This is a genomic window from Streptomyces sp. NBC_00557, from assembly GCF_036345995.1.
Classification (GTDB): Bacteria; Actinomycetota; Actinomycetes; order Streptomycetales; family Streptomycetaceae; genus Streptomyces.
The window spans coordinates 6,322,184-6,347,490 of the sequence record NZ_CP107796.1 but is presented as its reverse complement, the minus strand read 5'-3'; the positions used below and the strand labels follow the sequence as shown (position 1 = coordinate 6,347,490).

At 71.2% G+C, this 25,307-nt stretch carries 22 protein-coding genes; 5 read left to right on the top strand and 17 right to left on the bottom strand.

The genetic code is table 11. The features are described from left to right. The first annotated feature begins 83 nt into the window (after positions 1 to 83). Complete coding sequence (locus OG956_RS27835; RefSeq protein WP_330340741.1) at positions 84 to 578, top strand: lamin tail domain-containing protein; 495 nt, start codon at positions 84 to 86, stop codon at positions 576 to 578. Positions 579 to 604: 26 nt separating this feature from the next. Next, positions 605 to 1,054: a hypothetical protein gene (locus OG956_RS27830; protein WP_330340740.1), complete on the top strand. Its 450-nt coding sequence runs from the start codon at positions 605 to 607 to the stop codon at positions 1,052 to 1,054. Between the two features lie 15 nt (positions 1,055 to 1,069). Here OG956_RS27830 and OG956_RS27825 read toward each other — a convergent pair whose 3' ends face one another. The 5 genes from OG956_RS27825 to OG956_RS27805 form a co-directional block, all read right to left on the bottom strand. After that, entirely contained in the window at positions 1,070 to 1,909 is an 840-nt protein-coding gene (locus tag OG956_RS27825; protein ID WP_330340739.1) for a carbohydrate ABC transporter permease, read from the bottom strand. A gap of 10 nt (positions 1,910 to 1,919) precedes the next feature. Further along, a complete protein-coding gene (locus tag OG956_RS27820) occupies positions 1,920 to 3,275 on the bottom strand; it encodes an ABC transporter permease (protein ID WP_330340738.1) in 1,356 nt (451 codons plus the stop codon). A gap of 2 nt (positions 3,276 to 3,277) precedes the next feature. Then, positions 3,278 to 4,603 (bottom strand): ABC transporter substrate-binding protein, encoded by a 1,326-nt coding sequence (locus tag OG956_RS27815; RefSeq protein ID WP_330340737.1) that lies wholly within the window; start codon positions 4,601 to 4,603, stop codon positions 3,278 to 3,280. 29 nt (positions 4,604 to 4,632) lie between these two features. Further along, on the bottom strand, positions 4,633 to 6,240 hold the full coding sequence (locus OG956_RS27810; protein ID WP_330340736.1) for a glycoside hydrolase family 13 protein: 1,608 nt from the start codon (positions 6,238 to 6,240) through the stop codon (positions 4,633 to 4,635). A 196-nt stretch (positions 6,241 to 6,436) separates the two neighbouring features. Further along, the gene (locus OG956_RS27805) at positions 6,437 to 7,708 is read right to left on the bottom strand and encodes an ABC transporter substrate-binding protein (protein WP_330340735.1); all 1,272 of its coding nucleotides are present in this window, start codon (positions 7,706 to 7,708) and stop codon (positions 6,437 to 6,439) included. A 128-nt stretch (positions 7,709 to 7,836) separates the two neighbouring features. Here OG956_RS27805 and OG956_RS27800 point away from each other — a divergent pair, with 128 nt between their 5' ends. From OG956_RS27800 to OG956_RS27790, 3 genes are read left to right on the top strand one after another with little or no spacing between them, the layout of a single operon-like run. Further along, the gene (locus tag OG956_RS27800; RefSeq protein WP_330340734.1) at positions 7,837 to 8,343 is read left to right on the top strand and encodes a PadR family transcriptional regulator; all 507 of its coding nucleotides are present in this window, start codon (positions 7,837 to 7,839) and stop codon (positions 8,341 to 8,343) included. After that, on the top strand, positions 8,340 to 9,092 hold the full coding sequence (locus tag OG956_RS27795; protein WP_330340733.1) for an ABC transporter ATP-binding protein: 753 nt from the start codon (positions 8,340 to 8,342) through the stop codon (positions 9,090 to 9,092). The genes OG956_RS27800 and OG956_RS27795 overlap by 4 nt, the downstream gene beginning before the upstream one ends. A gap of 20 nt (positions 9,093 to 9,112) precedes the next feature. Next, on the top strand, positions 9,113 to 11,395 hold the full coding sequence (locus tag OG956_RS27790) for an FtsX-like permease family protein (RefSeq protein ID WP_330342968.1): 2,283 nt from the start codon (positions 9,113 to 9,115) through the stop codon (positions 11,393 to 11,395). A 6-nt stretch (positions 11,396 to 11,401) separates the two neighbouring features. Here the strand turns inward: OG956_RS27790 and OG956_RS27785 are convergent, their stop codons facing one another. From OG956_RS27785 to uvrC, 12 genes are all read right to left on the bottom strand, one after another. After that, on the bottom strand, positions 11,402 to 12,157 hold the full coding sequence (locus OG956_RS27785) for a DsbA family protein (RefSeq protein WP_330340732.1): 756 nt from the start codon (positions 12,155 to 12,157) through the stop codon (positions 11,402 to 11,404). 82 nt (positions 12,158 to 12,239) lie between these two features. Beyond that, positions 12,240 to 13,895, bottom strand: a complete 1,656-nt coding sequence (gene pgi / locus OG956_RS27780; protein ID WP_330340731.1) for a glucose-6-phosphate isomerase — start codon at positions 13,893 to 13,895, stop codon at positions 12,240 to 12,242. Positions 13,896 to 13,947: 52 nt separating this feature from the next. Continuing rightward, on the bottom strand, positions 13,948 to 15,261 hold the full coding sequence (locus tag OG956_RS27775) for an MFS transporter (protein WP_443065619.1): 1,314 nt from the start codon (positions 15,259 to 15,261) through the stop codon (positions 13,948 to 13,950). A 97-nt stretch (positions 15,262 to 15,358) separates the two neighbouring features. Beyond that, positions 15,359 to 15,694, bottom strand: a complete 336-nt coding sequence (locus OG956_RS27770; RefSeq protein ID WP_078066843.1) for an RNA polymerase-binding protein RbpA — start codon at positions 15,692 to 15,694, stop codon at positions 15,359 to 15,361. A 215-nt stretch (positions 15,695 to 15,909) separates the two neighbouring features. After that, positions 15,910 to 16,140: a preprotein translocase subunit SecG gene (gene secG, locus OG956_RS27765; RefSeq protein ID WP_330342966.1), complete on the bottom strand. Its 231-nt coding sequence runs from the start codon at positions 16,138 to 16,140 to the stop codon at positions 15,910 to 15,912. A gap of 114 nt (positions 16,141 to 16,254) precedes the next feature. Further along, complete coding sequence (gene tpiA, locus OG956_RS27760) at positions 16,255 to 17,031, bottom strand: triose-phosphate isomerase (RefSeq protein WP_330340730.1); 777 nt, start codon at positions 17,029 to 17,031, stop codon at positions 16,255 to 16,257. Positions 17,032 to 17,033: 2 nt separating this feature from the next. Beyond that, entirely contained in the window at positions 17,034 to 18,245 is a 1,212-nt protein-coding gene (locus OG956_RS27755; protein ID WP_330340729.1) for a phosphoglycerate kinase, read from the bottom strand. Positions 18,246 to 18,379: 134 nt separating this feature from the next. Further along, the gene (gap, locus tag OG956_RS27750) at positions 18,380 to 19,387 is read right to left on the bottom strand and encodes a type I glyceraldehyde-3-phosphate dehydrogenase (protein ID WP_069781521.1); all 1,008 of its coding nucleotides are present in this window, start codon (positions 19,385 to 19,387) and stop codon (positions 18,380 to 18,382) included. 568 nt (positions 19,388 to 19,955) lie between these two features. Continuing rightward, complete coding sequence (gene whiA, locus OG956_RS27745; protein ID WP_330340728.1) at positions 19,956 to 20,945, bottom strand: DNA-binding protein WhiA; 990 nt, start codon at positions 20,943 to 20,945, stop codon at positions 19,956 to 19,958. Beyond that, complete coding sequence (locus tag OG956_RS27740) at positions 20,936 to 22,036, bottom strand: gluconeogenesis factor YvcK family protein (RefSeq protein WP_330340727.1); 1,101 nt, start codon at positions 22,034 to 22,036, stop codon at positions 20,936 to 20,938. The genes whiA and OG956_RS27740 overlap by 10 nt, the downstream gene beginning before the upstream one ends. Beyond that, on the bottom strand, positions 22,033 to 23,052 hold the full coding sequence (gene rapZ / locus OG956_RS27735; protein ID WP_330340726.1) for an RNase adapter RapZ: 1,020 nt from the start codon (positions 23,050 to 23,052) through the stop codon (positions 22,033 to 22,035). Before rapZ ends, OG956_RS27740 begins: the two co-directional genes overlap by 4 nt. Then, positions 23,049 to 25,139 carry an excinuclease ABC subunit UvrC gene (uvrC, locus tag OG956_RS27730; protein ID WP_330340725.1) on the bottom strand — a complete coding sequence of 697 codons (2,091 nt, stop codon included), beginning with the start codon at positions 25,137 to 25,139 and terminating at the stop codon, positions 23,049 to 23,051. Before uvrC ends, rapZ begins: the two co-directional genes overlap by 4 nt. Between the last annotated feature and the right edge of the window lie 168 nt (positions 25,140 to 25,307).

Sequence of the window (25,307 nt, the reverse complement as noted above, 5' to 3'; positions counted from 1 at the left end):
ATCTCCACCGGATGCCCACGCACCGGCCAACTTGTGTGTAAGCTCCATGCGCTGCATCCGCACCACTGAGGGGGGACCTCATCATGCGCATACGCTTCGCGCTCGCCACCGCCGTCACGGCCGGAACGCTCGCCGTCGTCGTGCCGGCCCCGGCCCAGGCCACCGAGTACTCCTCCGCCCTGAAGATCAAGGGCGTCCAGTACGACGCGCCGGGGCGGGACTCCAACAGCTGCTCGACGGGCAACACCCGCGACGAGTACCTGACGATCAAGAACTACTCGCGCGGCACGACCGTCAACCTCAAGGGCTACGTCGTCAAGGACGCCGCCGGCAACCGGTTCACCTTCCCGTCCAACCACTACCTCGAGCCCGGCGACTACGTGAAGCTGCGCGGCGGCCACGGCACCGACTCGGACGCGAAGAACGTCGTCTACCGCCAGAACTGCAACTTCATCTGGAACAACGACAAGGACACCATCTACCTGTACAAGCCCTCCGGCGCCCACGCGGACACCCACGCCTACACCAAGTCCCGCGACGACCGGGACGGCAACGGCTACATCACCTTCCACGGCTGACCCCGCGCGGCCCAGGGAGGAAGAGAGTGAACCCGTACCAGCGCCCGTACCGGCGGGTGCGCCTGTGGGCGGCCGGCGTCGCGCTGCTGGCCGCCGGCGCGGCCGGCTGCGGCCAGTCCGGCGGCACGGCCAAGGCGTCTGCGCCGACGCCCCGGCCGACGGTGACCGTCACGGCGACGGCCACCGTGACCGCCGAGCCGGAGCCCGGCCCCACGGTCACCCGGACGAAGACCGTGCGGACGCCCGGACCGACGGTGACCGTCACCAGGGCCGCCTCCGGCACCGTGCGCAGTGGCGGCACCGGCGGCGGCAGCAGCGGCGGCGGCACCTGCTCGATCGTCTCCAACGCGGGCAACTGCTACCAGGCGGGCCAGTTCTGCCGCAGCGGCGACCACGGGGCGACGACCACGACCGCGGGCGGCACCCCGATCAGGTGCTCCTACAGCGGCAGCGCCTGGCGCTGGACGTACGCGTGACCCGGGCGGGCTCGGTCACTTGACCGAGCCCGCCATCACGCCCTGCACGAAGTGCCGCTGGAAGGCGAAGAACACCACCACCGGCACGATCAGGGACAGGAAGGCGCCCGGCGCCAGCACGTCGATGTTGCTGCCGAACTGCCGGATCTGCGACTGGAGTTCCACCGTCAGCGGCTGCGAGGAGCTGTCCGCGAACAGCAGCGCCACCAGCATGTCGTTCCACACCCACAGGAACTGGAAGATGGCGAGCGAGGCGATCGCGGGACGGCCCACCGGCAGCACGAGCCGGGTGAAGATGCGCCACTCGCTGCCGCCGTCCATCCGGGCCGCCTCCAGCATCTCCTTCGGCATCTCCGCGAAGTAGTTCCGCAGCAGGAACACCGCGAAGGGCAGGCCGTAGGCGACGTGGAAGAGGACGACTCCGGGGATCGTGCCGAACAGGCCCAGCGCGCCGAAGAGTTTGGCCACCGGCAGCAGGCCGATCTGCACCGGCACCACCAGCAGGGCCACCACCAGCAGGAAGAGGGGTTCCCGCAGCGGGAAGTCCAGCCAGGCGAAGGCGTATCCGGCGAGCGCGGCGATGACCACGACCAGGGCGGTGGCCGGCACCGAGATCAGCACGGTGTTCCAGAAGGCCTGCACCATGCCGGAGTTCTTCAGCAGCGCCGAGTAGTTGTCGAAGGACAGCTGGCCGGGGCTGGCGAACGCCGTCCACCAGCCGCCCTTGGCCGTGTCCTGGGCCGAGCGCAGGGAGGACAGGAAGAGTCCGGCCAGGGGGGTCAGCCAGACCAGGCCGATCACCACCAGGAAGGCCTGCACCAGGCCGTTGCCCAGGCCCCGCCTGATCGCGTTCATCGCTGACTCCTCATCGCTGACTCCTTCGGAAACGCCGGACGTTGAAGACCATCGCGGGGATCACCAGCAGCAGCAGGAGCACGCCGAGGGCGCTGCCCAGGCCCTGGTTGTTGCCGCCGCCGAAGGACACCAGCCACATCTGGGTGGCGAGCACCGTGGCGTCCTCCTGCACCGGTCCGGGCGCGATGATGTAGACGAGGTCGAAGACCTTCATCACGTTGATCACGAGCGTGACGAAGACGACCGTGAGGACGGGGGCCAGCAGGGGGACGGTGATCCTGCGGAAGATCTGCCACTCGTTGGCGCCGTCCATCCGGGCCGCCTCCAGCGCGTCCCGGGGCAGTGTGGACAGACCGGCGCCGATCAGGACCATCGCGAAGCCGGTCCAGATCCACAGGTAGGCGCCGATGATCGCCGGGGTGACGAGCGTCGGCCCGAGCCAGGAGACGCCCTGGTAGGGCTGGGCGAAGTTGGACGCCGGGAGCTTCACCGTGTAGGTGCCGGCGCGCAGTCCGGAGAAGCGGAAGGAGCCGTCGGCCGCGGTGGTCGCGCTCGCGACGGTCCGCCCGTCGCGCACCGCCTGCACCTTCATGCCGGGCAGGCCGCTCTCCTTCGGGTCGACCTTGCCCTGTCTGCCTCCGCCGCCGGGGGTGAAGTCCAGGTAGACGACACCGCGCAGTTCGCCGGGCGCGGCCGGGCGCGAGGCCGCCGCAGCGGCGGGCTCGGCGCCCTGGGGCAGGTCCTTGGGCAGCACGCCGACCATGGGGAGCGTCACCGTGTGCCCGGCGTCGGCGGTCGTACGGTACGAGCCGTCCCGGTCCTGGGTCAGCAGGCCCGTGCGGCCGCGCGCCGTCGGGTAGGCCGCGGTGCCCTTGAAGGCGTCGTGGACGGAGACCACGGCCGCGTTCAGCACGCCCTTGTTCGGGTCCTCGTCGTAGGCGAGCCGGAAGATGATGCCGGCGGCCAGGAAGGACACCGCCATCGGCATGAAGAGCAGCAGCTTGAAGGCGGTGGCCCAGCGGACCTTCTCCACCAGGACGGCCAGGATCAGGCCCAGGCCGGTCAGCAGGGCCGGGGCCACGACCACCCAGATGGTGGTGTTGCGGATGGCCTTCAGGGTCGCCGGGTCACGGAACATCTCGGCGTAGTTGCCGCCGCCCACGAACCGGGTGCCGGAGGCGTCGAAGAAGCTGCGGCCGACGGAGAACAGCACCGGGTAGACGACGAGCGCGCCGAGCAGGAGCAGCGCGGGGAAGACGAAGAGCAGGGCGATCAGCCGGGCCCGCCGCCGGCCGCGGCGCCCGCGCGCCACGCCGGCGGCGGCCGGCTCGGCCGCCCGCTGTTTCACAACAGTGGTGGCGGCCATGGTCAGTCCTGGTAGGCCTTCGCCGCGGCCGACTCCAGCTTCGCCGCCGTGCCCTTGGGGTCGGACGGGTCGCGCAGGAAGTCCTGGAGCAGCTTCCACTCCCCTGCGCCCTTGGTGCCGCCGAAGGCCGCCGGCGCCTGGTCGGACATGTCGAAGCGGACCGAGTCGCCCGCGTCGATCAGGGACTTGGCGGTGGCGCGGGTGACGTCGTCGCCGTAGGAGGCCGGGTCGAGCTTCTTGTTCGGGGACAGGAAGCCGCCCGCCTTGGCCCAGACGGCCGCGGCCTCGGGAGTGGCCAGGTACTCCAGGAGCTTCATGCCGGCCTTGCTGTTCTTGCCGTCCTTGAGGACGACCGCAGCGTCACCGCCGCTGACGACCGGCGCCGTGCCGCCGTCGACCGCCGGGAACGGGAAGAAGTTCGCGTCCTTGCCGATGGTCTTGCCGAACTGGTCGTGCGCGACTCCGCCCACGAAGTCGCCCTCGTAGACCATGCCGGCCTCGGGCTTGGGACCGAACACCTTCTCCACCGAGCCGGGGAAGTCGGTGTTCAGCGCCTCCTTCTGGCCGCCCGCGATCAGCTGCTTGTCCTTGAACAGCTTGCCGAGCGTGGTGAGCGCCTTGACGACCGACGCGTCCGTCCACTTGAGCTTGTGCGCGGCGAGCGCGTCGTACTTCTCGGGTCCGGCCTGGGAGAGGTAGATGTTCTCGAACCAGTCGGTGAGGGTCCAGCCGTCCTCGCCGCCGATGGCGAAGGCGGCGAGCCCGGAGTCGGAGACGGTGTGCCCGTCCTTGAGCATCTCGTCGTACGTCTTCGGCGGCTTGACCCCGGCCTGGGCGAGCGCGTCGGGGCTGTACCAGACGGTGGACTTGTGGGCGGCCTTGAAGTACAGGCCGTAGACGGTGCCGTCGACGCTGCCGTACTTCTTCCACACCGGCGCGTAGTCGGCGGTGATCGTCTGCTGGGCGGTGGCGGACAGGGGCTTGAGCCAGCCCTTCTTCGCGAACTGCTGCAGGACGCCGACCTGCGGGACCATCACGACGTCGGGTGCGTTGCCGCCCTCGATCTTGCTGCCGACGACCGTGGAGACGTTGTCGCCGGTGGAGATGAACTGGGTCTTGGCGCCGGTCTTCGCGGTGAACGCGTCCAGCACCTTCTGGAAGTTCTTCTGCTCGCTGCCGGTCCAGACGCCGGCCACGGTGACGGTCTGGCCGCTGAGCGCCTTGTCGCCGCCGCCGGCGGAGACCGGCCCGCCGCCGCAGGCGGTGGCGCCGAGGGCGAGGGCGAGGGCTGTGCAGCCGGTGAGCAGGGTGGTACGGCGTCGCATCATCGTCGATGTCCTTTTCGAGAGGTGGTTGATCACAGGTCGCTGAGCCACCAGGCGGCCGTGGCGCCCGGCAGGACGCCGGCCGGGCAGGAGCCGCTGGAGAGCAGGGGAGCGCCGGAGACGGGGGCGGGCACGGGGGCCGTGCCGAAGTTGACGGCGCAGACCAGGCCGTCGCCGCGGGTGAAGGCGAGAACGCCGGGCTGGGAGTCGAGCCAGGTCAGCGTGCCCTCGCCCAACTGCGGCAGGGAGCGCCTGAGCTGCAGGCCGTCGCGGTACAGGTGCCAGAAGGAGCGGGTGTCGGCGAGGGCGCGGTCGGTGGCGTACTCGGCGAAGTAGTCCGGCTGCGGCAGCCAGGGCTTGACCCCCTCGACTCCGGAGGTGAAGCCGAACGGGGAGGCCTGGCCGGACCAGGGCAGCGGCACCCGGCAGCCGTCGCGGATCCGGGCGCGGCTGCCGGTGCGGCGGAAGATCGGGTCGGTGAGGACGTCGTCGGGCAGGTCGACGACCTCGGGCAGGCCCAGTTCCTCGCCCTGGTAGATGTACGCGGCGCCGGGCAGCGCCAGCATCAGCAGTGCGGCGGCGCGGGCGCGGGCGGCGCCGAGGCCGCTGCCCTCGGGGGCGGGTTCGCCGTAGCGGGTGACGGTGCGGACCTGGTCGTGGTTGTTGAGGACCCAGGTGACCGTCGAGCCGGTGCCGGCGATGTCCTGCATGGCCTCGGAGATGACCTTGCGGAAGGCGTCGGCGTCCCAGGGGGCGCCGAGCAGGTCGAAGAAGAAGGCCTGGTGGAGTTCGTCCGGGCGGACGTACAGCGCGTGTTCGCGGGCGGTGGGGACGGAGACCTCGCCGACGAGGAGGCGTTCGCGGCCGTCGCGTGCGGTGTACTCCTCGCACAGGGCGCGCCAGCGGCGCCACACGCCGTGCACCTCGGGCTGGTTCCAGGCGAGCGGGTTGACCGAGTCACGGGTGCGGGCGTCGGCCTCCGGGTCGTCGGAGTCGGGCAGTTCGGGGTGCTTGAACAGTCCGGCGGCCACATCGATGCGGAAGCCGTCCACGCCCCGGTCGAGCCAGAACCGCAGGACGCGGTCGAACTCGTCGGCGACCTCGGGGTTGCGCCAGTTCCAGTCGGGCTGCTCGGGCGTGAACATGTGCAGGTACCACTGGCCGTCACCGACCCGGGTCCAAGCGGGGCCGCCGAACATGGCGTGCCAGTTGTTGGGCGGTTCGGCGCCGTCGGGTCCGCGCCCGTCGGCGAAGTGGAAGCGGGCGCGGGCCGGGCTGCCGGGGGCGCTCTGCAGTGCCTCGCGGAACCAGGGGTGCTCGCTGGAGCAGTGGTTCGGGACGATGTCGAGGAGCACCTTGATGCCGAGCCGCCGGGCCGCCGCCATCAGCAGGTCGAACTCGGCGAGGTCGCCGAAGAGCGGGTCGACGTCGCAGTAGTCGGCCACGTCGTAACCGTGGTCGTGCTGCGGCGAGGGGTAGAACGGGCTCAGCCAGATGCCGTCGACGCCGAGTTTCTTCAGGTACGGCAGTCCGGCCCGGACTCCGGCCAGATCGCCGACGCCGTCGCCGGTGCTGTCGAGGAAGCTGCGGACGTAGACCTGGTAGATCACCGCGTCACGCCACCAATGATGCCTGTTCAACCCTTGTGCCTGTCTTTCCGAAGGGCCAGCTGCGAAGGGCAGCGGTTATGCATGCATGTTAGGTAGCCGTGTCGCGAGGGTGTCAACGAAAAGAACGGAAGCTACTGGAGAGTTGAGGGAACAATTCCGGACTTAATGGGGCATCATGAACCGAGATGAGATCCGGGCGTTACCTAACAAGTAACTAGCAGCGGGGTCAGCGACGGGCGATCGCGTCGAGCTCGCGCGCCAGCCGGCGCACGGCCTGCCCGGGCGTCTCGCGCCCGGTGAGCGCGTCCTGCATCACCGCCTGCACCACCAGGCTGACCTGGTCGTAGTGCGGGCTCTTGGGGCGCGTGCGGGCGGTGAGCACGGCGGTGCGCAGCGTCGGCAGGTAGGGGAAGCGCCGGATCAGGGCCGGGTCTTCGTAGAGCGCGGCGCGCACGGGCGGCAGCGAACCCCGGGTGAGCACCTGGCGCTGGACGGGCGCGCTGGTGAGATAGGCGATCAGGCGCGCGGCCGAGTCGGGGTGCCGGGTGTGGGAGTTGACGGCGAGGTCGGAGCCGCCGAGCACGCTGGTGCCCGGCCCGTCGGGTCCGGGGATCGGCACGGCGCCGATCCTCCCGGCGACCTTGGAGCCCCTGGCGGAGGCAAGGGCGTAGGCGTAGGGCCAGTTGCGCAGGAAGAGCAGCCTGCCGTCCTGGAAGGCCTGCTTGGACTCCTCCTCCTTGTACGTCAGCGCCGCCTTCGGTATCCAGCCCTCGCGCACGCCGCGGGCGAGGAAGCCGATACCCTCGCGGGCGGCGGAGGAGTCGACGGTGACCCGTGTCCCCTCGCCGCCCAGGATGGTGCCGCCCGCCGAGTAGACGGCCTCGGCCGCGTTCACGGTGAGGCCCTCGTAGGGCAGGAACTGGCCCGCGTAGCCGTCGAGTCCGTACTTGGGCGCGATGGTCTTCGCGTCGTGCTCCAGCTCGGCCCAGGTGCGCGGCGGGGGCACGCCCTCCTTGGCGAGGATGTCCTTGCGATACAGGAGGAGTCCGGCATTCGTGACATACGGGACCGCATACAGGCGGCCGTCGTAGGTGGCCGTGTCCACGACCGGCGGCAGGAAGCTCTGCAGCGGGAAGCGGTCGCGCGGCAGCGGGCGGATCCAGCCGGCCGCCGCGAACTCCGAGGTCCAGTTGACGTCGATGTTGAGGACGTCGAAGCGGCCGCGGTCGCCGCCGCGCAGATCGGTGGTCATCTGCGCGTGGGTCTCGTCGGCGGAGTCCGGCAGCTCGACGAGGGTGACCTTCTCGCCGGGGTGGGTGCGGTTCCAGCCCTGCAGCAGCGGGGCGAGATAGCCGGTGAGGTCCCCGGCGGTGGCCAGGGTGAGCGGGCCGCGGCCGTCGCCGCCCGCGTCGTCGGCATGGGCGCCGGAGGCGACGTACCCCGTCATGATCACGGCGAGTACGAGGAGACCCCTACCGGCGGCGCGTATCCACCGCATAGGTTCCTCCCTGAACACGTACACACGGCTCCGGGCGTCCTCGCCCGGGACAGGGCCATGTATACCTGTTAGGTATGGGCGATACTAGGGCCTGGAGCACATTGTGAGAGGACAGGAGGACAGCACGCGTGCGCCTGCCCCTCCTGGCACTCCTCGCCCGCGGCCCGGCCCACGGCTACGAGCTGAAGCAGGACCTTGAGCAACTGCTGGGCTCCGCGTACCCTCAGCCCAACGTCGGCCAGATCTACGTCACCCTCGGCCGCCTCGAGAAGTCGGGACTGATCGAGGGCGAGGACGTCGAGCAGTCCAGCCGGCCCAACAAGAAGGTCTACCACCTCACCGACGCCGGGCGCGAGGCGCTGCACGCCTGGTTCGAGGAGACCGAGGACGAGCCGCGGGTGCGGGACGAGTTCTTCATGAAGCTCGCCCTCGCCCCGCAGACCGGTCTCGCCGACCAGATGGCCCTCATCAACAAGCAGCGGCGCCAGTACCTCAACACCATGCGCAACCTGTCGAAACTGGCCGCGGCCGAGAACCGGGACAACCGCATCGCCCACCTGCTCATCGAGGGCGCGATGCTGCATCTGCAGGCCGACCTCGACTGGCTGGAGCGGTGCCAGGAGGAACTGGAATGAGCGAGGACACGGTTCCCGTGCTGCGGGCCGAGGGCCTGGTGAAGACCCACCACGGCGAGGGCGCGCCCGCACACGCCGTGCGCGGGGTCGACCTGTCCGTGGCGCGCGGCGAGTTCGTCGCGATCACCGGCCCGTCGGGCGCCGGCAAGTCCACGCTGCTGCATCTGCTCGGCGGGCTGCAGCGGCCGGACGAGGGCAGCATCTGGCTGGACGGGCGCTGCACGGACTCCTTCAGCGAGGCGCGCTGGGCGGTGGAGCGCCGCAAGGCCATCGGGATCGTGTTCCAGTTCTTCAACCTGGTGTCGAACCTGTCCGTCGCCGACAACGTCGAGCTGCCCGCCCTGCTCGCCGGCGTCCCGCCGAAGAAGGCGCGCGCCGAACGCGAGGAGCTGCTGGCCGAGCTGGGGCTGGCGGGCAAGGAGCGCAGCATGCCGGGCGAGCTGTCCGGCGGCGAGCAGCAGCGGGTCGCGCTCGCCCGCGCCCTGGTCAACCATCCCGCGCTGCTGCTGGCCGACGAGCCCGCCGGCAGCCTGGACAGCAAGGGCACGCGCGAGGTGATGCGGCTGCTGTCCCGCTTCCACGGGCGTGGTCAGACCATCGTCCTCGTCACGCACGACGCCCGGCTCGCGAGCGCCGCCGACCGCGTGATCAGCTTCTTCGACGGCCGCATAGCCGACGACGCCCCGCTGGACGGCGCGCCCGCGCCCCGCAGGCCGGGCATCTCGGGCGTGCTGGAGCTGAGGGACTGACGGTGCCGGATCTCAGGGATGTGCGGGCCGCCCTCCGCTGGGCGCACTCCGACCTGCGCACGCACCGGGGCGAGGCGCTGTTCCTCATGCTGGCCACCGCCGGGATCGTCGCCTCGCTGCTGCTGGCCACCGCCCTGTTCGGGTACGCCACCAATCCCTGGCAGCGGGTCTTCACCCAGGCCCGCGGGGCGCACGTGTGGATCCACACCGTGCCGTCCGCCGACGCCGGCGCCCTGGCCCGGCTGGACGGGGTCCAGGCCGTGGCCGGCCCCTACCGCACCGAGTCCGCCACCGTCTCCGTACGCGGCGCCCGCGCCTCCGTGGAGCTGCGCGGCACTCCGCGGCTGCCTTCCGTCGGGCGGCCGCTGCTCGCCTCCGGGCACTGGCTGGACCCGGCCGAACCGGACGGCGTGGTGCTGGAGAGCAGCCTGGCCCGCGCGCTGCTGGCCGAGCCCGGGGACACCCTCACCCTGCCCGGTACGGCCCGCACCCTGACCGTGGAGGGCATCGCGGACAGCGCCGAGCCCCGCTACAGCCCGGGCGAGCAGCCGGGGCTGGTCTGGGCGCTGCCGTCCGCCGTACGCGCCCCCGGCGGCCAGGTGATCGGCCTGCGGCTCGCCGACCCGGCCGACACGGACTACGCGGTGCAGCGGGCGGTCACCGTGCTGGGGGCGGGCGCGGTCGGCGAGGTGTCCACCTGGCAGCAGGCGCGCTCGGCGGCCCAGGGCGACGACCGGCTGCTGGGCCAGGTGCTCGGCCTGTTCGGCCTGGGTGCCCTGATCGCCGCCGGGTTCGCCGTGCACGGCGCGATCGCCACCCGCATCCGGGGGCATCTGCGGGACATCTCGGTGCTGAAGGCGATCGGCTTCACGCCCGGCCAGGTGGTGCGGATCTTCCTGCTCCAGCACCTGGCGTACGCCCTGCTCGGCTCTCTCGCCGCGGCCGCGCTCGCCGAGACCCTGGGCCGCCGGATCCCGGGCCGGCTCGGGGACGCCGTGGGCGTCTGGCAGGGGCTGCCCGGGCACACGGTGGCGCTGTGCGTGGTGCCCGTGAGCGCGGTGCTGTTCATCGGCCTGACCACGGGTCTCGCGGCGTGGCGGGCCGGTCGGGTACCGCCGGTTCCCGTGCCGCGCCGCGCCGGGCCGGCCGTCGGTCGGCTGACCGGTGTGGCCCGGCGGGCGCTCGGTCTGCGGCTGCCGGCCGCCCTGGTCCTCGGCTGCCACAAGGCGTTCGCGGGGCGCGGCCGGTCGCTGGCCGCGGTGGCCCGGCTGACGCTGCCGCTGCTGCTGATCGTGGTGGCGCTCAGCGCCTGGACCACGATCGACCGCTTCCACAGCAGCCCCGACCGCGTGGGCCTGCCCACCTCGCTCACCGTCCGCACGGACGGCGCCCTGACCGCGTCCGGGGTGCGGTCCGTGCTGACCGGCGACCCCCGGGTCGCCGCCGCCTATCCCGGAGTCGAGGTCGCCGCGCTGGTCCCCGGCCAGACCGGCACCATCGCGCTGCGCGGCGTCGGCACCCGCGCCGAGCCCTACCCGTACGCCCTCGCCGCGGGCCGCGCGGCCCGCGGACCGGACGAGGCGGTGGCCGGCCAGGGCCTGCTGGACCTGCTGCACGCGCGGGTCGGCGACTGGGTGCGCATGACGGTGGGCGACCGGCCGCAGATCCTGCACATCGTCGGCCGCAGCATCGAACCGCAGAACGCCGGCCGGGTCGTGACCACCTCCCTGGACACCCTGCGCGAGAACGACCCCGCGCTGACCCCGGCCTTCTGGGAACTGCGGCTGCGCCCCGGCGCCGACGCGAAGAGCGTGGCCGCCGCGCTCGCCCGGTCCGGCCGGGGGCACCTCGATGTGCACCCCGTGACGAACCCGGCCGACGGGCTGTCCCCGCTGCGCGGCGTCGTCGCCGGACTGATCGCCGTGCTGGCCCTGATCGGGCTGGTCGAGCTGCTCACCGCCATCGGCGGCAGCATCCGCGAGGGCGAACGGGACGTGCTGGCGCTGAAGGCGATCGGCATGTCGCCACGGCAGATCACCGCGATCACCGTCACGGCGACGAGCTGTACGGCCCTGGCCGCGGCGATCGCCGCCACGGCGCTGGGGCTGCCGCTGGGCCACCGGCTGATCGACGCCCAGGGCAGCTCCAGCGGGATCGGGGCCGGTATCGCCCAGGCCCCCTCGCCCGTACTGCTGCTCGCGCTGGGTGCGGCCGCCGTGCTGGGGGCGGCGGGACTGGCCGCGCTGCCCGCGGCCCGCTCGGCACGCGGGCGCCTCGCGGACACCTTCAGCGCGGTGGCCTGACGGCCGTCAGGGTGCGACGTCGTGCCACTGCTCGGGGTGGGCCCGGATCTTCGTGAGCAGCCCGGCGAAGGCGTCGCCGTCGAACAGCACCGCGTTGTACTCGGCCGGGATGCGCACGTCGTCGATCTCGGCGGTCGGGGTGCCGGGGCCGTGGGGGTCCTGTGCTCCACCCGCCTCCTCGTACACCTCCTCGGCCTGGTCCACGAAGGAGCGGTACTTCATGGTCTTCACCGCCGAGTCGAAGTCCGGGCCGCGCAGCCCGGGAACGCGCGCGGCCAGCTTCAGCAGGAAGGCGTCGGTGAACCCGTCGACGCTCTCCTCGGGCTGGTGGGCGTAGAGCACGTCGTGGTACTCGGCGAACCTGCCCTTGTCCAGGGCGGCCCGCAGGGCGTTGACCGCCTTTCTCGACCCGGCGCCGCCGAGCCGGTCGTCCAGGAAGGAGGCCAGGGTGTACTCGGTCCTCGCCTCCCGCCGGATGGTCGCCGCGCGCAGCCGCGGCGCTCCTCCGCCGGTCTCGAAATCCTTGCACACCGGGCACCGCGGGTCCTCGTACAGGTGCACGGTGACGGGGGCGGCCGGGTCGCCGACCATGATGGTCGTGCCGTCGTTGCCCAGCCGCTCCGGCACGTCCGACAGCGCCTGGTAGGCCGGTGCCGGCCGGCCGTTCTTCGCCTCCGCCGGCTCCCCCCTGCTGCCGCAGCCCACCGCCGACACCCCGACCACGGCCACCGCGACCGCCGCGGCGAGCCCTCTGTACGCCATGTGCCCCTCCCCTGAAGTCGCCCAACCTTAAAGGATCGGCACAGAGGGCGCACAGAAAGGGCTGCCGCGGAGGCCGGCGGGGTCAGCTCCGGCCGCGCAGCTGCCGGTACCGGGCGACCAGGGCCTTGGTGGAGGGGTCCAGGCCGGGCACCTCCGCGCCCTCGGTCAGGGCGGGTTCGATCCGCTTGGCCAGCACCTTGCCCAGTTCGACCCCCCACTGGTCGAAGGAGTCGATGTTCCACACCGCGCCCTGCACGAACACCTTGTGTTCGTAGAGCGCGATCAGCTGGCCGAGGACGGACGGGGTGAGTTCCTTCGCCAGAATGGTCGTCGTCGGCCGGTTGCCCTGGAAGGTCTTGTGCGGGACCAGCTCCTCCGCCACGCCCTCCGCGCGGATCTCCTCGGCGGTCTTGCCGAAGGCGAGGGCCTGGGTCTGGGCGAAGAAGTTCGCCATCAACAGGTCGTGCTGCGCCTTGAGTTCACCGCTCAGCTCGTCGACCGGCCGGGCGAAGCCGATGAAGTCCGCGGGGATCAGCCTGGTGCCCTGGTGGATCAACTGGTAGTAGGCGTGCTGCCCGTTGGTGCCCGGCGTGCCCCACACCACCGGCCCGGTCTGCCACTCCACCGGCCGGCCGTCGCGCTGCACCGACTTGCCGTTGGACTCCATGTCCAGCTGCTGGAGGTAGGCGGTGAACTTCGACAGGTAGTGGCTGTACGGCAGCACGGCGTGCGACTGGGCATCGTGGAAGTTGCCGTACCAGATGCCCAGCAGGCCCAGAATCAGCGGGGCGTTGGCCTCGGCGGGCGCGGTGCGGAAGTGGTCGTCCATCAGCCGGAAGCCGTCGAGCATCTCCCGGAAGCGGTCCGGGCCGATGGCGATCATCAGCGACAGGCCGATCGCCGAGTCGTACGAGTACCGGCCGCCGACCCAGTCCCAGAACTCGAACATGTTGTCCGGGTCGATGCCGAACTCGGTCACCTTCTCCGCGTTCGTGGACAGCGCCACGAAGTGCCGGGCCACCGCCGCCTCGTCGCCTCCCAGCCCCTCGACCAGCCACTTGCGCGCCGAGGTGGCGTTGGTGATGGTCTCGATGGTGGTGAAGGTCTTGGACGCGATGATGAACAGCGTCTCCGCAGGGTCCAGGTCGCGGGTGGCCTCGTGCAGGTCGGCGCCGTCCACGTTGGAGACGAAGCGGACCGTCAGCGCCCGGTCGGTGAAGCTGCGCAGCACCTCGTAGGCCATCGCGGGGCCGAGGTCGGAGCCGCCGATGCCGACGTTGACCACGTTCCTGATCCGCCTGCCGGTGTGCCCGGTCCACTCGCCGGAGCGGACCCGCTCGGCGAAGGCGGCCATCTTGTCGAGGACGGCGTGCACCTTCGGCACGACGTTCTCGCCGTCGACCTCGATCACCGCGTCCCTCGGAGCGCGCAGGGCGGTGTGCAGCACGGCCCGGTTCTCCGTGACGTTGATCTTCTCGCCACGGAACATGGCGTCCCTGAGCCCGGACACGTCCGTGGCGGCGGCCAGCTCGCGCAGCAGCCGCAGCGTCTCGTCGGTGACGAGGTGCTTGGAGTAGTCGATGTAGAGATCGCCGACCTGGAGCGTGTAGGTCTCACCGCGCCCGGGATCGGCGGCGAACAGCTCCCTGAGATGGGTGTCGGCCAGCTCCTCGCGGTGCTTGGCGAGAGCGGTCCACTCGGGCGTCTGGTTGAGCCTGGTACGGCCGTCTGCGTTCATTTCCGACTTCCGCCTTCTTTCGTGCCTGTCCCAGCTGTTCCAACCTAGTTGATCACCGCTCGGCGCGAGCCGTCGTGACATCGCCGTGCGGCGCGACAACAGGTACGTCCGGCATGCGGGCCGGTATCAGCGAGGTGACGGCGAGGGCGAAGAGCACCGCGGCGAGCAGGGCCGGGCCGTTCAGCCCGTAGGCGCGGGCGGCCACCCCGCCGAGGAGTGCGCCGAGCGGCGCACCGGACGTGGACGCCGTGCGGAACGCGGAGGCGATCCGGCCCACCATGGCCCCGGGGCTGCGCTGCTGCATCAGGGTGACCTGGTTGACGTTCCACACCAGGTTCATGGCGCCGAGCAGCAGCATGCCGGCGACGAGCGCGGCCAGGTGCCGTACGGATCCGATGAGCAGCAGGGACGACGTCTGGACAGCGCCGGCGACCAGCAGCGCCCGCACCCGGCCGGTGCGCAGCGCGAGGCGCTGCGCGGCGAATCCCCCGGCGATGCTGCCGACCGAGTAGGCCGTCATCGCGGCCGCGTATCCGGCGTCGCCCGCGTCGAGCCAGCGTGTCACGTGCAGCGCCAGGGTGGCGATCAGGGCTCCCATGCCGATGTTGCACAGCAGCGTGGCCACGCAGATCGCGCGCAGTGCCCGGTCGCCCCACAGGGCGCGCAGGCCCGCACCGATCTCCGTGCGCAGGGTGCTGCCCGCCGGGCGGGGCGCGCGCTCCGGTGGACGCATCCGCAGGGACGCCACCAGGGCGGCAGCCACCAGGAAGGTGCCGGCGTCGGCCGCGAACGGCATGGCCACGCCCGCCGTCAGCAGCAGCGGCACGAGCGGCGCGGCCAGCAGACCGCCGGCGATCTGCTGACCCGTCATCAGACGGGCGTTGGCGCCGCCCAGTGCCGCGCGGTCCAGGAGGGCGGGCAGCAGGGCCGTCGCGGCGTTGTCGAAGAGGGTCTGGAGCGTGGTCAGCGTGAAGGCGAGGACGAGCAGCAGGGGGATCGAGGCGTGGCCCAGTCCCACCGTGACCGCGAACGCGGCCACCAGCAGGCCGCGGACCGTGTCCACGGCCCACATCGCACGCCGTCCGTCGACCCGGTCGGCCAGAGCCCCGCCGAGCAGGCCGAACAGCAGCCAGGGCACGTAACCACAGGCCGTCACGGAGGCGATGACCAGGGGCTCGTCACTGAGCCGGACGGCGAGCAGGGGCAGCGCGGAGGTCCGTAACGCGTCCCCGAACCGGGAGACCACGGCGGCCGTCCACAGCCGTCCGAAGCCCCCGCGCCATCCGGGCGCACGGCTCTGGCCCGTCCTGGTCTCCCCCGTGCCGACCACTGCCGTCAGCTCCCCTCGCGCGGTTCTCGCCTGCACCGACAACCGTAGAGGGCGGCACTGACAATCGGCCGTGCGAGCGGGGGCGACAGGGCTCCGGCCGGGCACCTGGAAGGCGCCCGGCCGGTGTCAACTCCTAGATCTCGCCCCGCAGTTTGGCGAGCGCCTCGGCGAGGATCGCCTCGCCGTCCGCGTCGCTGCGCCGCTCCCGTACGTACGCGAGGTGCGTCTTGTACGGCTCGGTGCGCGGCGGGTCCGGCGGGTTGTCCCGGTCCTGGCCGGCCGGGAAGCCGCAGCGGGGGCAGTCCCAGGTGTCGGGGACCTGCGCGTCGCTGGCGAAGCTCGGCTGCGTCTCGTGCCCGTTGGAGCACCAGAAGGAGACGCGCAGACGCGGCGCGGACTCGCCGCGCTCGGCCTCGCCCATCGGCCCCGCCCCGACCCGGCTTCCTCGGATCGCGTTGCCACTTGCCACGGTCGTAACTCCCTGCGTGATGGTGCCGCGAAGCGAGTCGGCGTTTCGCTCCGCTGCGAGCGCCTCAGTCTACGTAAGGCCCAACGCGCGTCCAGTGTTGGGAGTTACCAGCCCCACACCCAGACGCAAGCCCCATGATAGGCCGCGCCCTGGAGCGCGTACCGAACATGGGGCCTTACGTACCGAATATGCGTGATGTGTGTGCTGCGATGGTGTCAGCTGTTCGTCTTCATGAGGATGCCGAGGACGATGATGCACGCGAACCAGAGCAGCCCGATCACGATGGTGATCCGGTCGAGGTTGCGCTCGGCGACCGACGAGCCGCCGACGGACGACGCCATGCCACCGCCGAACATGTCGGAGAGGCCGCCGCCCTTCCCCTTGTGCATCAGCACCAGCAGCATCAGCAGCAGGCTGAAGATGATCAGGGCGATCGAGAACCCCACAACCACGGCTGGACCAACTTCCTCGGATTCGGATGGACGACGGGGGCACAGCGTCCCGGCTGCGCCCCCGCAAGGGTACGACGTATTGCCGCTACCGCCTACTCACAGCCCGCGTCACTGGTCGCGGAACCGCACGATCTTGACGAACTCGTCGGCGTCCAGCGAGGCGCCGCCGACCAGAGCGCCGTCGATGTCGGCCTGGGCCATGATCTCGGCGACGTTGCCCGACTTCACGGAGCCGCCGTACTGGATGCGGACCTTGTCGGCCACGTCCTGGCTGTACAGCTCGGCGATCTTGGCGCGGATGGCGGCGCAGACCTCCTGGGCGTCCTCGGCGCCGCAGACCTTGCCGGTGCCGATGGCCCACACGGGCTCGTAGGCGATCACGATCGTCTCGGCCTGCTCGGCCGGGAGGTCCTTCAGACCGCCCTCGACCTGGGCGAGGGTGTGGGAGACGTGGTTGCCCGCCTCGCGGACGTCCAGCTCCTCGCCGACGCACAGGATCGGGGTGAGGCCGTGCTTGTAGGCGGCCTTGACCTTGGCGTTGACCAGCTCGTCGGTCTCGTTGTGATACTGGCGGCGCTCGGAGTGGCCGATGACCACGTAGGTGCACTTGAGCTTGGCCAGCATCGGGCCGGAGATCTCGCCGGTGTAGGCGCCGGAGTCGTGCTGGGAGATGTCCTGGGCGCCGTACTTGATCTTGAGCTTGTCGCCGTCGACCAGGGTCTGCACGGAGCGCAGGTCGGTGAAGGGCGGCAGGACGGCGACCTCGACGGCCTCGTAGTCCTTGTCGGCCAGGGCGAAGGCGAGCTTCTGGACGTGCGCGATGGCCTCGAGGTGGTTGAGGTTCATCTTCCAGTTGCCCGCCATCAGCGGCGTGCGCGTGCTCAAGGTCAGTCCTCCAGTGCGGCGAGGCCGGGGAGCGTCTTGCCCTCGAGGTATTCGAGGGAGGCGCCGCCACCGGTCGAGATGTGGCCGAATGCGTTCTCGTCGAAGCCGAGCGTACGCACGGCGGCGGCGGAGTCACCGCCGCCGACGACGGTGAAGCCCTTCGCGTCGACGAGGGCCTGGGCGACCGCCTTGGTGCCCTCGGCGTAGTCGGGGTGCTCGAAGACGCCCATCGGACCGTTCCAGAACACGGTCTCGGCGTCGGCGAGCTTCGAGGCGTACAGCTCCCGGGTCTTCGGGCCGATGTCCAGGCCCTCCTGGTCGGCGGGGATCTTGTCCGCGTCGACTGTGGTGTGCTCGGTCGGCGCCTTGGTCTTCAGGTCCGGGAACGTCCGGGAGACCACGACGTCCACCGGAAGCAGCAGTTCCACGCCCTGCTTCTCGGCACGCTCCATGTACTCCTTGACGGCGGGCACCTGGTCCTCCTGCAGGAGGGAGATGCCGACCTCGTAGCCCTTGGCCTTGAGGAAGGTGTAGGCCATGCCGCCGCCGATGAGCAGCCGGTCGGCCTTGCCGAGCAGCTGGTCGATGACGGCGAGCTTGTCGGAGACCTTGGCGCCGCCGAGCGCGACGACGTACGGGCGGCGGACGTCCTCGGTGAGCTTCTTCAGGACGCCGACCTCGGTGGCGATGAGGTGGCCGGCGTAGTGCGACAGCCTCTTCGGCAGGTCGTAGACGGAGGCGTGCTTGCGGTGCACGGCGCCGAATCCGTCGCCGACGTAGACGTCGGCGAGGGCAGCGAGCTGCTCGGCGAACCCGGCGCGCTCGGCGTCGTCCTTGGCGGTCTCGCCGGGGTTGAAGCGCAGGTTCTCCAGGACGGCGACCTGGCCGTCGGCGAGGCCCTCGACCGTGTCCCGGGCGGAGGAGCCGACGGTGTCGGTCGCGAAGGCCACGGCGGAGCCGAGGAGTTCACCCAGGCGGGAGGCGGCCGGAGCGAGGGAGAAGGCGGGGTCCGGGGCGCCCTTGGGGCGGCCCAGGTGCGAGGCGACGACCACCTTGGCGCCCGCGTCCGCGAGGGCCTTGACGGTGGGCAGGACGGCGCGGATGCGGCCGTCGTCGGTGATCGTCCCGTCGGCCAGCGGCACGTTGAGGTCGGCGCGGACGAATACCCGCTTGCCGCTCACGCCGTCGGCGAGAAGTTCGTCGATCGTCTTCATTGAGTGGACTCCAAAGGAGGGCTCGTGGTGCACCTGATCGTAAGAGGACGTGGTCCGGGCGCGAGACAGGGCCCGGACAGCGCGGCGCTGCGCTGCCCGAGCCCTGCTCTCACTTCAAGGTCCCGCTTCGGCGATCAGAGCTGGTTGCCGACGAAGACCGTGAGGTCCACGAGGCGGTTGGAGTAGCCCCACTCGTTGTCGTACCAGCCGATGACCTTCACGTTCTTGCCCTCCTGGACCATGGTCAGGGAGGAGTCGAAGGTGCAGGACGCCGGGGCGTTGACGATGTCGGAGGAGACGATCGGGTCCTCCGTGTAGTCCAGGAGGCCCTTCAGCTCGCCCTCGGCGGCCTTCTGGAAGGCGGCGTTGACCTCTTCCTTGGTGACCTCGCGGCCGAGCTCGACGACCAGGTCGGTGACCGAGCCGGTCGGGACCGGGACGCGCATGGCGATGCCGTCGAGCTTGCCCTTGAGCTGCGGCAGCACCAGGGCGGTGGCCTTCGCGGCGCCCGTCGTGGTCGGGATGATGTTCTCGGCGGCGGCACGGGCGCGGCGCAGGTCCTTGTGCGGGAAGTCCAGGATGCGCTGGTCGTTCGTGTACGCGTGCACCGTCGTCATCAGGCCCTTGACGATGCCGAAGTTCTCGTCGAGGACCTTCGCCATCGGCGCCACGCAGTTGGTGGTGCAGGAGGCGTTGGAGATGACGTGGTGGTTCGCCGGGTCGTACTTGTCCTGGTTGACGCCCATGACGATGGTGATGTCCTCGTCCTTGGCCGGAGCCGAGATGAGGACCTTCTTGGCGCCGCCGGCGATGTGCTTCGCGGCGTCTTCCTTCTTGGTGAAGATGCCGGTCGACTCGATGACGATGTCGACGCCCAGCTCGCCCCACGGGATGTCGGCCGGGTTGCGCTCGGAGAGCACCTTGATGGTGTGGCCGTCCACGGTGATCGTGTCGGCGGTGTGGGAGACCTCCTGCTTGAGGCGACCCAGGATCGTGTCGTACTTGAGCAGGTGAGCGGTGGTCGCGGTGTCACCCAGGTCGTTGACAGCCACAACCTCGATGTCCGCCCCCTGCTCCAGCAGGGCGCGGAAGTAGTTACGCCCGATGCGGCCGAAGCCGTTGATGCCTACGCGGATCGTCACGAACCGATCTCCTCGTTGGTACGCCGGCCATGCGGTGCCGGCGAGCTCTGTTTGGGATGTCCCCGACCACCACCGACCCTACCTCTCCGATGGCCCCGGGGTGACATCGAGATGGCCCATACACGGGCAGGCATTCCGTACCCGTCGGTAGGGGTACGGACCGTGCCGGATCGACGGTGGTTTCACTCGTATTTGTTACGGAATGCCGAGCGGTTTTGACGGTCTGTTCACTCGTTCGTGAGCGGGTCGGCTCACTTGATCAACGCCCTTTCCGCGCACCGTTGAGAGGGGCCGCGCTCACCTGTCGGAACAAGGCGAGCATGATCTGTCAACGTGGCGGCCCTCACCTCCCGGAACGCGTGGAACGCCGTCCTCGGACAGAGGTGCCCGATCGGCCGCCGACCACACCTGCACGGGCGCCGAGGCCGGAGGTGCCGGTGATGCGCCAGGGGAAGACGGTGCCGGTGAGCAGAGGCTGCGACCCGCGCATATGACGGGGCATCAGATGCGCGAAGGCCGGCGCCCCGGCCCGACTGGGCCTCGGCACCGGCCTGTTGGCATGCGGCGGTCAGCCCGCCAGGTTATCCGCCAGCTCCTCGGTGAGGTTGGCCTCCGTGCCCGGGATGCCCAGGTCGGCGGCGCGCTTGTCGGCCATGGCGAGCAGCCGGCGGATACGGCCCGCCACCGCGTCCTTGGTCAGCGGCGGGTCGGCGAGCGCGCCCAGCTCCTCCAGGGAGGCCTGCTTGTGCTCCATACGCAGGCGTCCGGCCGCGGCGAGGTGCTCGGGGACCTCGTCACCCAGGATCTCCAGCGCCCGCTGCACCCGGGCTCCGGCGGCCACGGCGGCCCGGGCCGAGCGGCGCAGGTTGGCGTCGTCGAAGTTGGCGAGCCGGTTGGCCGTGGCCCGCACCTCGCGGCGCATCCGGCGCTCCTCCCAGGCCAGCACGGACTCGTGCGCGCCCAGCCGGGTCAGCAGCGCGCCGATCGCGTCACCGTCACGGACGACCACCCGGTCCACGCCGCGCACCTCACGCGCCTTCGCGGCGATGGACAGCCGGCGGGCGGCGCCGACCAGCGCCAGCGCGGCCTCGGGCCCCGGGCAGGTCACTTCCAGGGAGGAGGACCGGCCGGGCTCGGTCAGCGAACCGTGCGCCAGGAAAGCCCCGCGCCAGGCCGCCTCCGCGTCGCACGTGGCTCCCGAGACCACCTGCGGGGGCAGACCGCGGATGGGACGGCCCCGGCCGTCCACGAGCCCCGTCTGGCGGGCCAGCTGGTCCCCGCCGGCGACGACCCGGACGACGTAGCGCGAGCCGCGGCGCAGCCCGCCGGGCGCCATCACGATCAGCTCGGAGCCGTGGCCGAAGATCTCCAGGATGTCCCGCTTGAGGCGCCGGGCCGCCATCGCGGTGTCCAGCTCCGCCTCGATCACGATGCGCCCGCTCACCAGGTGGAGGCCGCCGGCGAACCGCAGAATGGCGGAGACCTCCGCCTTCCTGCAGCAGGTCCGGGTGACGGGGAGCCGGGAGATCTCGTCCTTCACCGCTGCCGTCATCGCCATGGGCCGATCCTTCCATGCATCCGAAAAATACGGTCGTACGCGGCGGCCAACAGCTCCGGATCATGCCGGGGGCTTCCGTCGGTCCGGGCCACCGGCGCCAGCTCGATCGCGGCCCCCAGCCGCTTGGCAGCCTCGGTGAGCGAGTCGCGGTCGGGCACGGCGGCCTCGTCGGCCAGCACCACGTCCAGGGCGAGTTTAGGGGCGTGTCGCCCCAAAACCTCCAAATGACGCTGCGGGGAGAAGCCCTCGGTTTCTCCCGGCTGCGGGGCGAGGTTCAGGGACAGCACCTTGCGTGCCTTGGTCTCGGTGAGGGCGTCCAGCAGCTCGGGGACGAGCAGGTGCGGGATCACCGAGGAGAACCAGGAACCGGGGCCGAGCACCACCCAGTCCGCGTCCAGCACCGCCGCCACGGCCTCCGGCACGGCCGGCGGGTCGTTGGGCACCAGGTGCACCGACTGGACCTCGCCCGGGGTGAGGGCGACGTTCGCCTGTCCGCGCACCGTGTCCACGTCGTCCGGGCGGTCCGGGTCGTGCCCCTTGACCAGGGCCTGCAGCTCCAGCGGCACGGCGGACATCGGCAGCACCCGGCCGTGCGCGCCGAGCAGCTTGCCCACCAGGTCCAGAGCCTGCACATGGTCGCCGAGCTGCTCCCACAGGGCGACGATCAGCAGATTGCCGACCGCGTGCTCGTGCAGATCGCCCTGGGACTGGAAGCGGTGCTGGATGACCCGGGCCCAGGTCTGCCCCCACTCGTCGTCGCCGCACAGCGCGGCCAGCGCCTTGCGCAGGTCACCGGGCGGCAGCACGCCCAGCTCGTCGCGCAGCCGGCCGCTGGAGCCGCCGTCGTCGGCCACGGTGACCACGGCCGTGAGGTCGCCGGTGATCCGGCGCAGCGCGGCGAGCGAGGCGGACAGGCCCATGCCGCCGCCGAGTGCGACCACCTTGGGCTGCGCGCCCCGGCGGCGGGGCCGCCCACCGCGGGCCTCGGCAGGCCGGGCCGCCGCCGCCCGGGCGTCGGCCGCGGCACGGCTCGAACGGCCCTCGGGCACCATCCGGCGCAGCCTGCCCAGCCGCCGTGTACGTTCCGTCATTCCCGTCCCATGTCCCGGTGCACGACCACCGTCTCCACGCCCTCGGCCGCGAGCCGCGCGGCGAGCTTCTCCGACACCGCGACCGAGCGGTGCTTGCCGCCCGTACAGCCGATGGCGATGGTCACGTACCGCTTGCCCTCGCGCCGGTAGCCGGCCGCGATGAGCCGCAGCAGCTCGGCGTACCGGTCGAGGAACTCCTTGGCGCCCGGCTGGTTGAAGACGTAGGCGGCGACCTCCTCGTTGAGGCCGGTGAACGGGCGCAGCTCCGGGACCCAGTGCGGGTTGGGCAGGAACCGCATGTCCGCCACCAGATCGGCGTCGACCGGCAGACCGTACTTGAAGCCGAAGGACATCACGGTGGCCCGCAGCTCGGGCTCCTCCTCCCCGGCGAACTGGGCGTCCATCTTGGCGCGCAGCTCGTGCACGTTGAGGCTGGAGGTGTCGATCACCAGGTCGGCGTCGCCGCGCAGCTCGCGCAGCAGCTCGCGCTCGGCGGCGATGCCGTCGACGATCCGGCCGTCGCCCTGCAGCGGGTGCGGGCGGCGCACCGACTCGAAGCGGCGCACCAGGGCCTCGTCGGAGGACTCCAGGAAGACGATCCTCCGGGTCACGCCGCGGGTGTCGAGGTCGGCGAGGGACTCGCGCAGATTGTCGAAGAAGCGCCGGCCGCGTACGTCGACGACGACCGCGATCCGCGCCACGTTGCCCTGCGAGCGGGCGCCCAGCTCCACCATCGTGGGGATGAGGGCGGGCGGGAGGTTGTCCACGACGAACCAGCCGAGGTCCTCCAGACACTTCGCCGCCGTCGACCGTCCCGCTCCGGACATGCCGGAGATGATCACCAGCTCGGGGATGGCCGCGTCGGGGCCTGCAGCCGGTGTACCGTCCGTGCTCACCTGTGCTCCGTCGTCCTGGACCGCGGGCTGCTGACCGGCCGCGGTTCGCGGCTGATCCTGCCCTGCCTCCCTGTGAGCGGGATCTCGGTCCGCTGTGGGCTGTGCATCGTGCTCGGTCATGTCTCCTGCCCCCGTCGTTCGTCCGGGAGGCCCGCGGTTACGGGCTCCCGCGAGGCACCCGCCGTCGTATCGGGTTCCTCGTCCTCAATGATCTCTCCAGTCGCCGTGTTGACGGCGGGTGCGGCCGGAGCCGCCTGGGCGAGGGCCGCGGCGACGGTCTCGGCCGTCTTCCGGCCTATGCCCGGCACCTCCTGGATCTGCTCGATTGTGGCGGACCGCAGCTTCTTCACCGAGCCGAAATGCTTGATGAGCGCCTGTTTGCGGGTATCGCCGAGGCCGGGGACCTCGTCCAGGGGGCCGGCCCGGAACCGCTTGGCGCGTTTGGTGCGCTGGTAGGTGATCGCGAACCGGTGGGCCTCGTCCCGTACCCGCTGGAGCAGATACAGACCCTCGCTGGTGCGGGGCAGCACCACCGGGTCGTCGTCGCCCGGCAGCCAGACCTCCTCCAGGCGCTTGGCGAGGCCGCAGACGGCGATGTCGTCGATGCCCAGCTCGTCCAGTGCGCGCCGGGCCGCGGCGACCTGCGGCCGGCCGCCGTCGACCACGACCAGCTGCGGCGGGTACGCGAACTTCCTGGGGCGGCCGTCGTCGTCCTTGAGGCTGTTGACGGCCGCGTCCGGGCCGGTCAGAGCGCCGTCACCGTCTCCGAGGACGTCCTCGGAGTCCTCCGTCCACTCCCCCGTGCGCTCCTTCTCCGCGAGGTACCGCTTGAAGCGGCGGGTGATCACCTCGTGCATGGAGCGGACGTCGTCCTGGCCCGCGAAGCCCTTGATCTGGAAGCGCCGGTACTCGCTCTTGCGCTGCAGGCCGTCCTCGAAGACGACCATGGAGGCGACCACGTCGTCCCCCTGGAGATGCGAGATGTCGTAGCACTCGATCCGCAGCGGGGCGCTGTCCAGGTCGAGGGCCTCGGCGATCTCCTCCAGGGCACGCGAGCGCGTGGTCAGGTCGGAGGCGCGCTTGGTCTTGTGCAGGGCGAGGGCCTGCTGGGCGTTGCGCTGCACGGTCTCCATGAGCGCCTTCTTGTCGCCGCGCTGCGGGATGCGCAGCGAGACGTTGGACCCGCGGCGGCCGGTCAGCCACTCCTGGACCGGCTCGACCGGCTCCGGCAGTGCCGGGACCAGGACCTCCTTGGGGACGGCGTCCCCGGTCTCCTCGCCGTAGAGCTGCTGGAGGGCGTGCTCGACCAGGGCGCCGGTGGTGATCTCCTCCACTTTGTCGGTCACCCAGCCGCGCTGGCCGCGCACCCGGCCGCCGCGCACGTGGAAGATCTGCACCGCCGCCTCCAGCTCGTCCTCGGCGACCGCGACGAGGTCGGCGTCCGTCGCGTCGGCGAGCACGACGGCGTTCTTCTCCATGGCCTTCTTCAGGGCCTCGATGTCGTCGCGCAGCCGGGCCGCCCGCTCGTACTCCATCTCCTCGGCCGCCTCCATCATCTGCTTCTCCAGACGGCGGAGGTAGGTGCCGGTGCGGCCGGCCATGAAGTCGCAGAACTCCTCGGCCAGCTCCCTGTGGTCCTCGGGCCCGATCCGGCCGACGCACGGCGCGGAGCACTTGCCGATGTAGCCGAGCAGGCAGGGCCGGCCGGTGCGGGCGGCGTTCTTGAAGACGCCCGTCGAGCAGGTGCGCACCGGGAAGACGCGCAGCAGCAGGTCGACGGTGTCGCGGATGGCCCACGCGTGCGCGTACGGACCGAAGTACCGGACGCCTTTCTTCTTGTGACCGCGCATCACCTGCACGCGCGGGAACTCCTCGTTCATCGTCACCGCGAGGTACGGGTAGCTCTTGTCGTCGCGGTACTTGACGTTGAACCGGGGGTCGTACTCCTTGATCCACGAGTACTCCAGCTGGAGGGCCTCGACCTCCGTGGACACCACGGTCCACTCCACGGACGCGGCGGTGGTCACCATCGTCCGGGTCCGCGGGTGCAGGTTCGCCAGGTCCTGGAAGTAGTTCGCCAGGCGCTGGCGCAGGCTTTTCGCCTTTCCGACGTAGATCACCCGGCGGTGCTCGTCACGGAACCTGTACACCCCCGGGGAGTCCGGGATCTCACCCGGCCTGGGGCGGTAGCTGGAGGGGTCGGCCATGTCTCACACCCTACTGGCGAGCACCGACACCGCGTCGGGCCTGTGGACAACGCCCGCACCCGCGCGCCCGTCCGTCCACAGGCCGGCACCGGTGTGCGGCGACGGCACGTCCGGCTCCGGTACCGATCACGGGCGAACGGCCGGGGAAGGGGCCTGCTTGGGCGACAC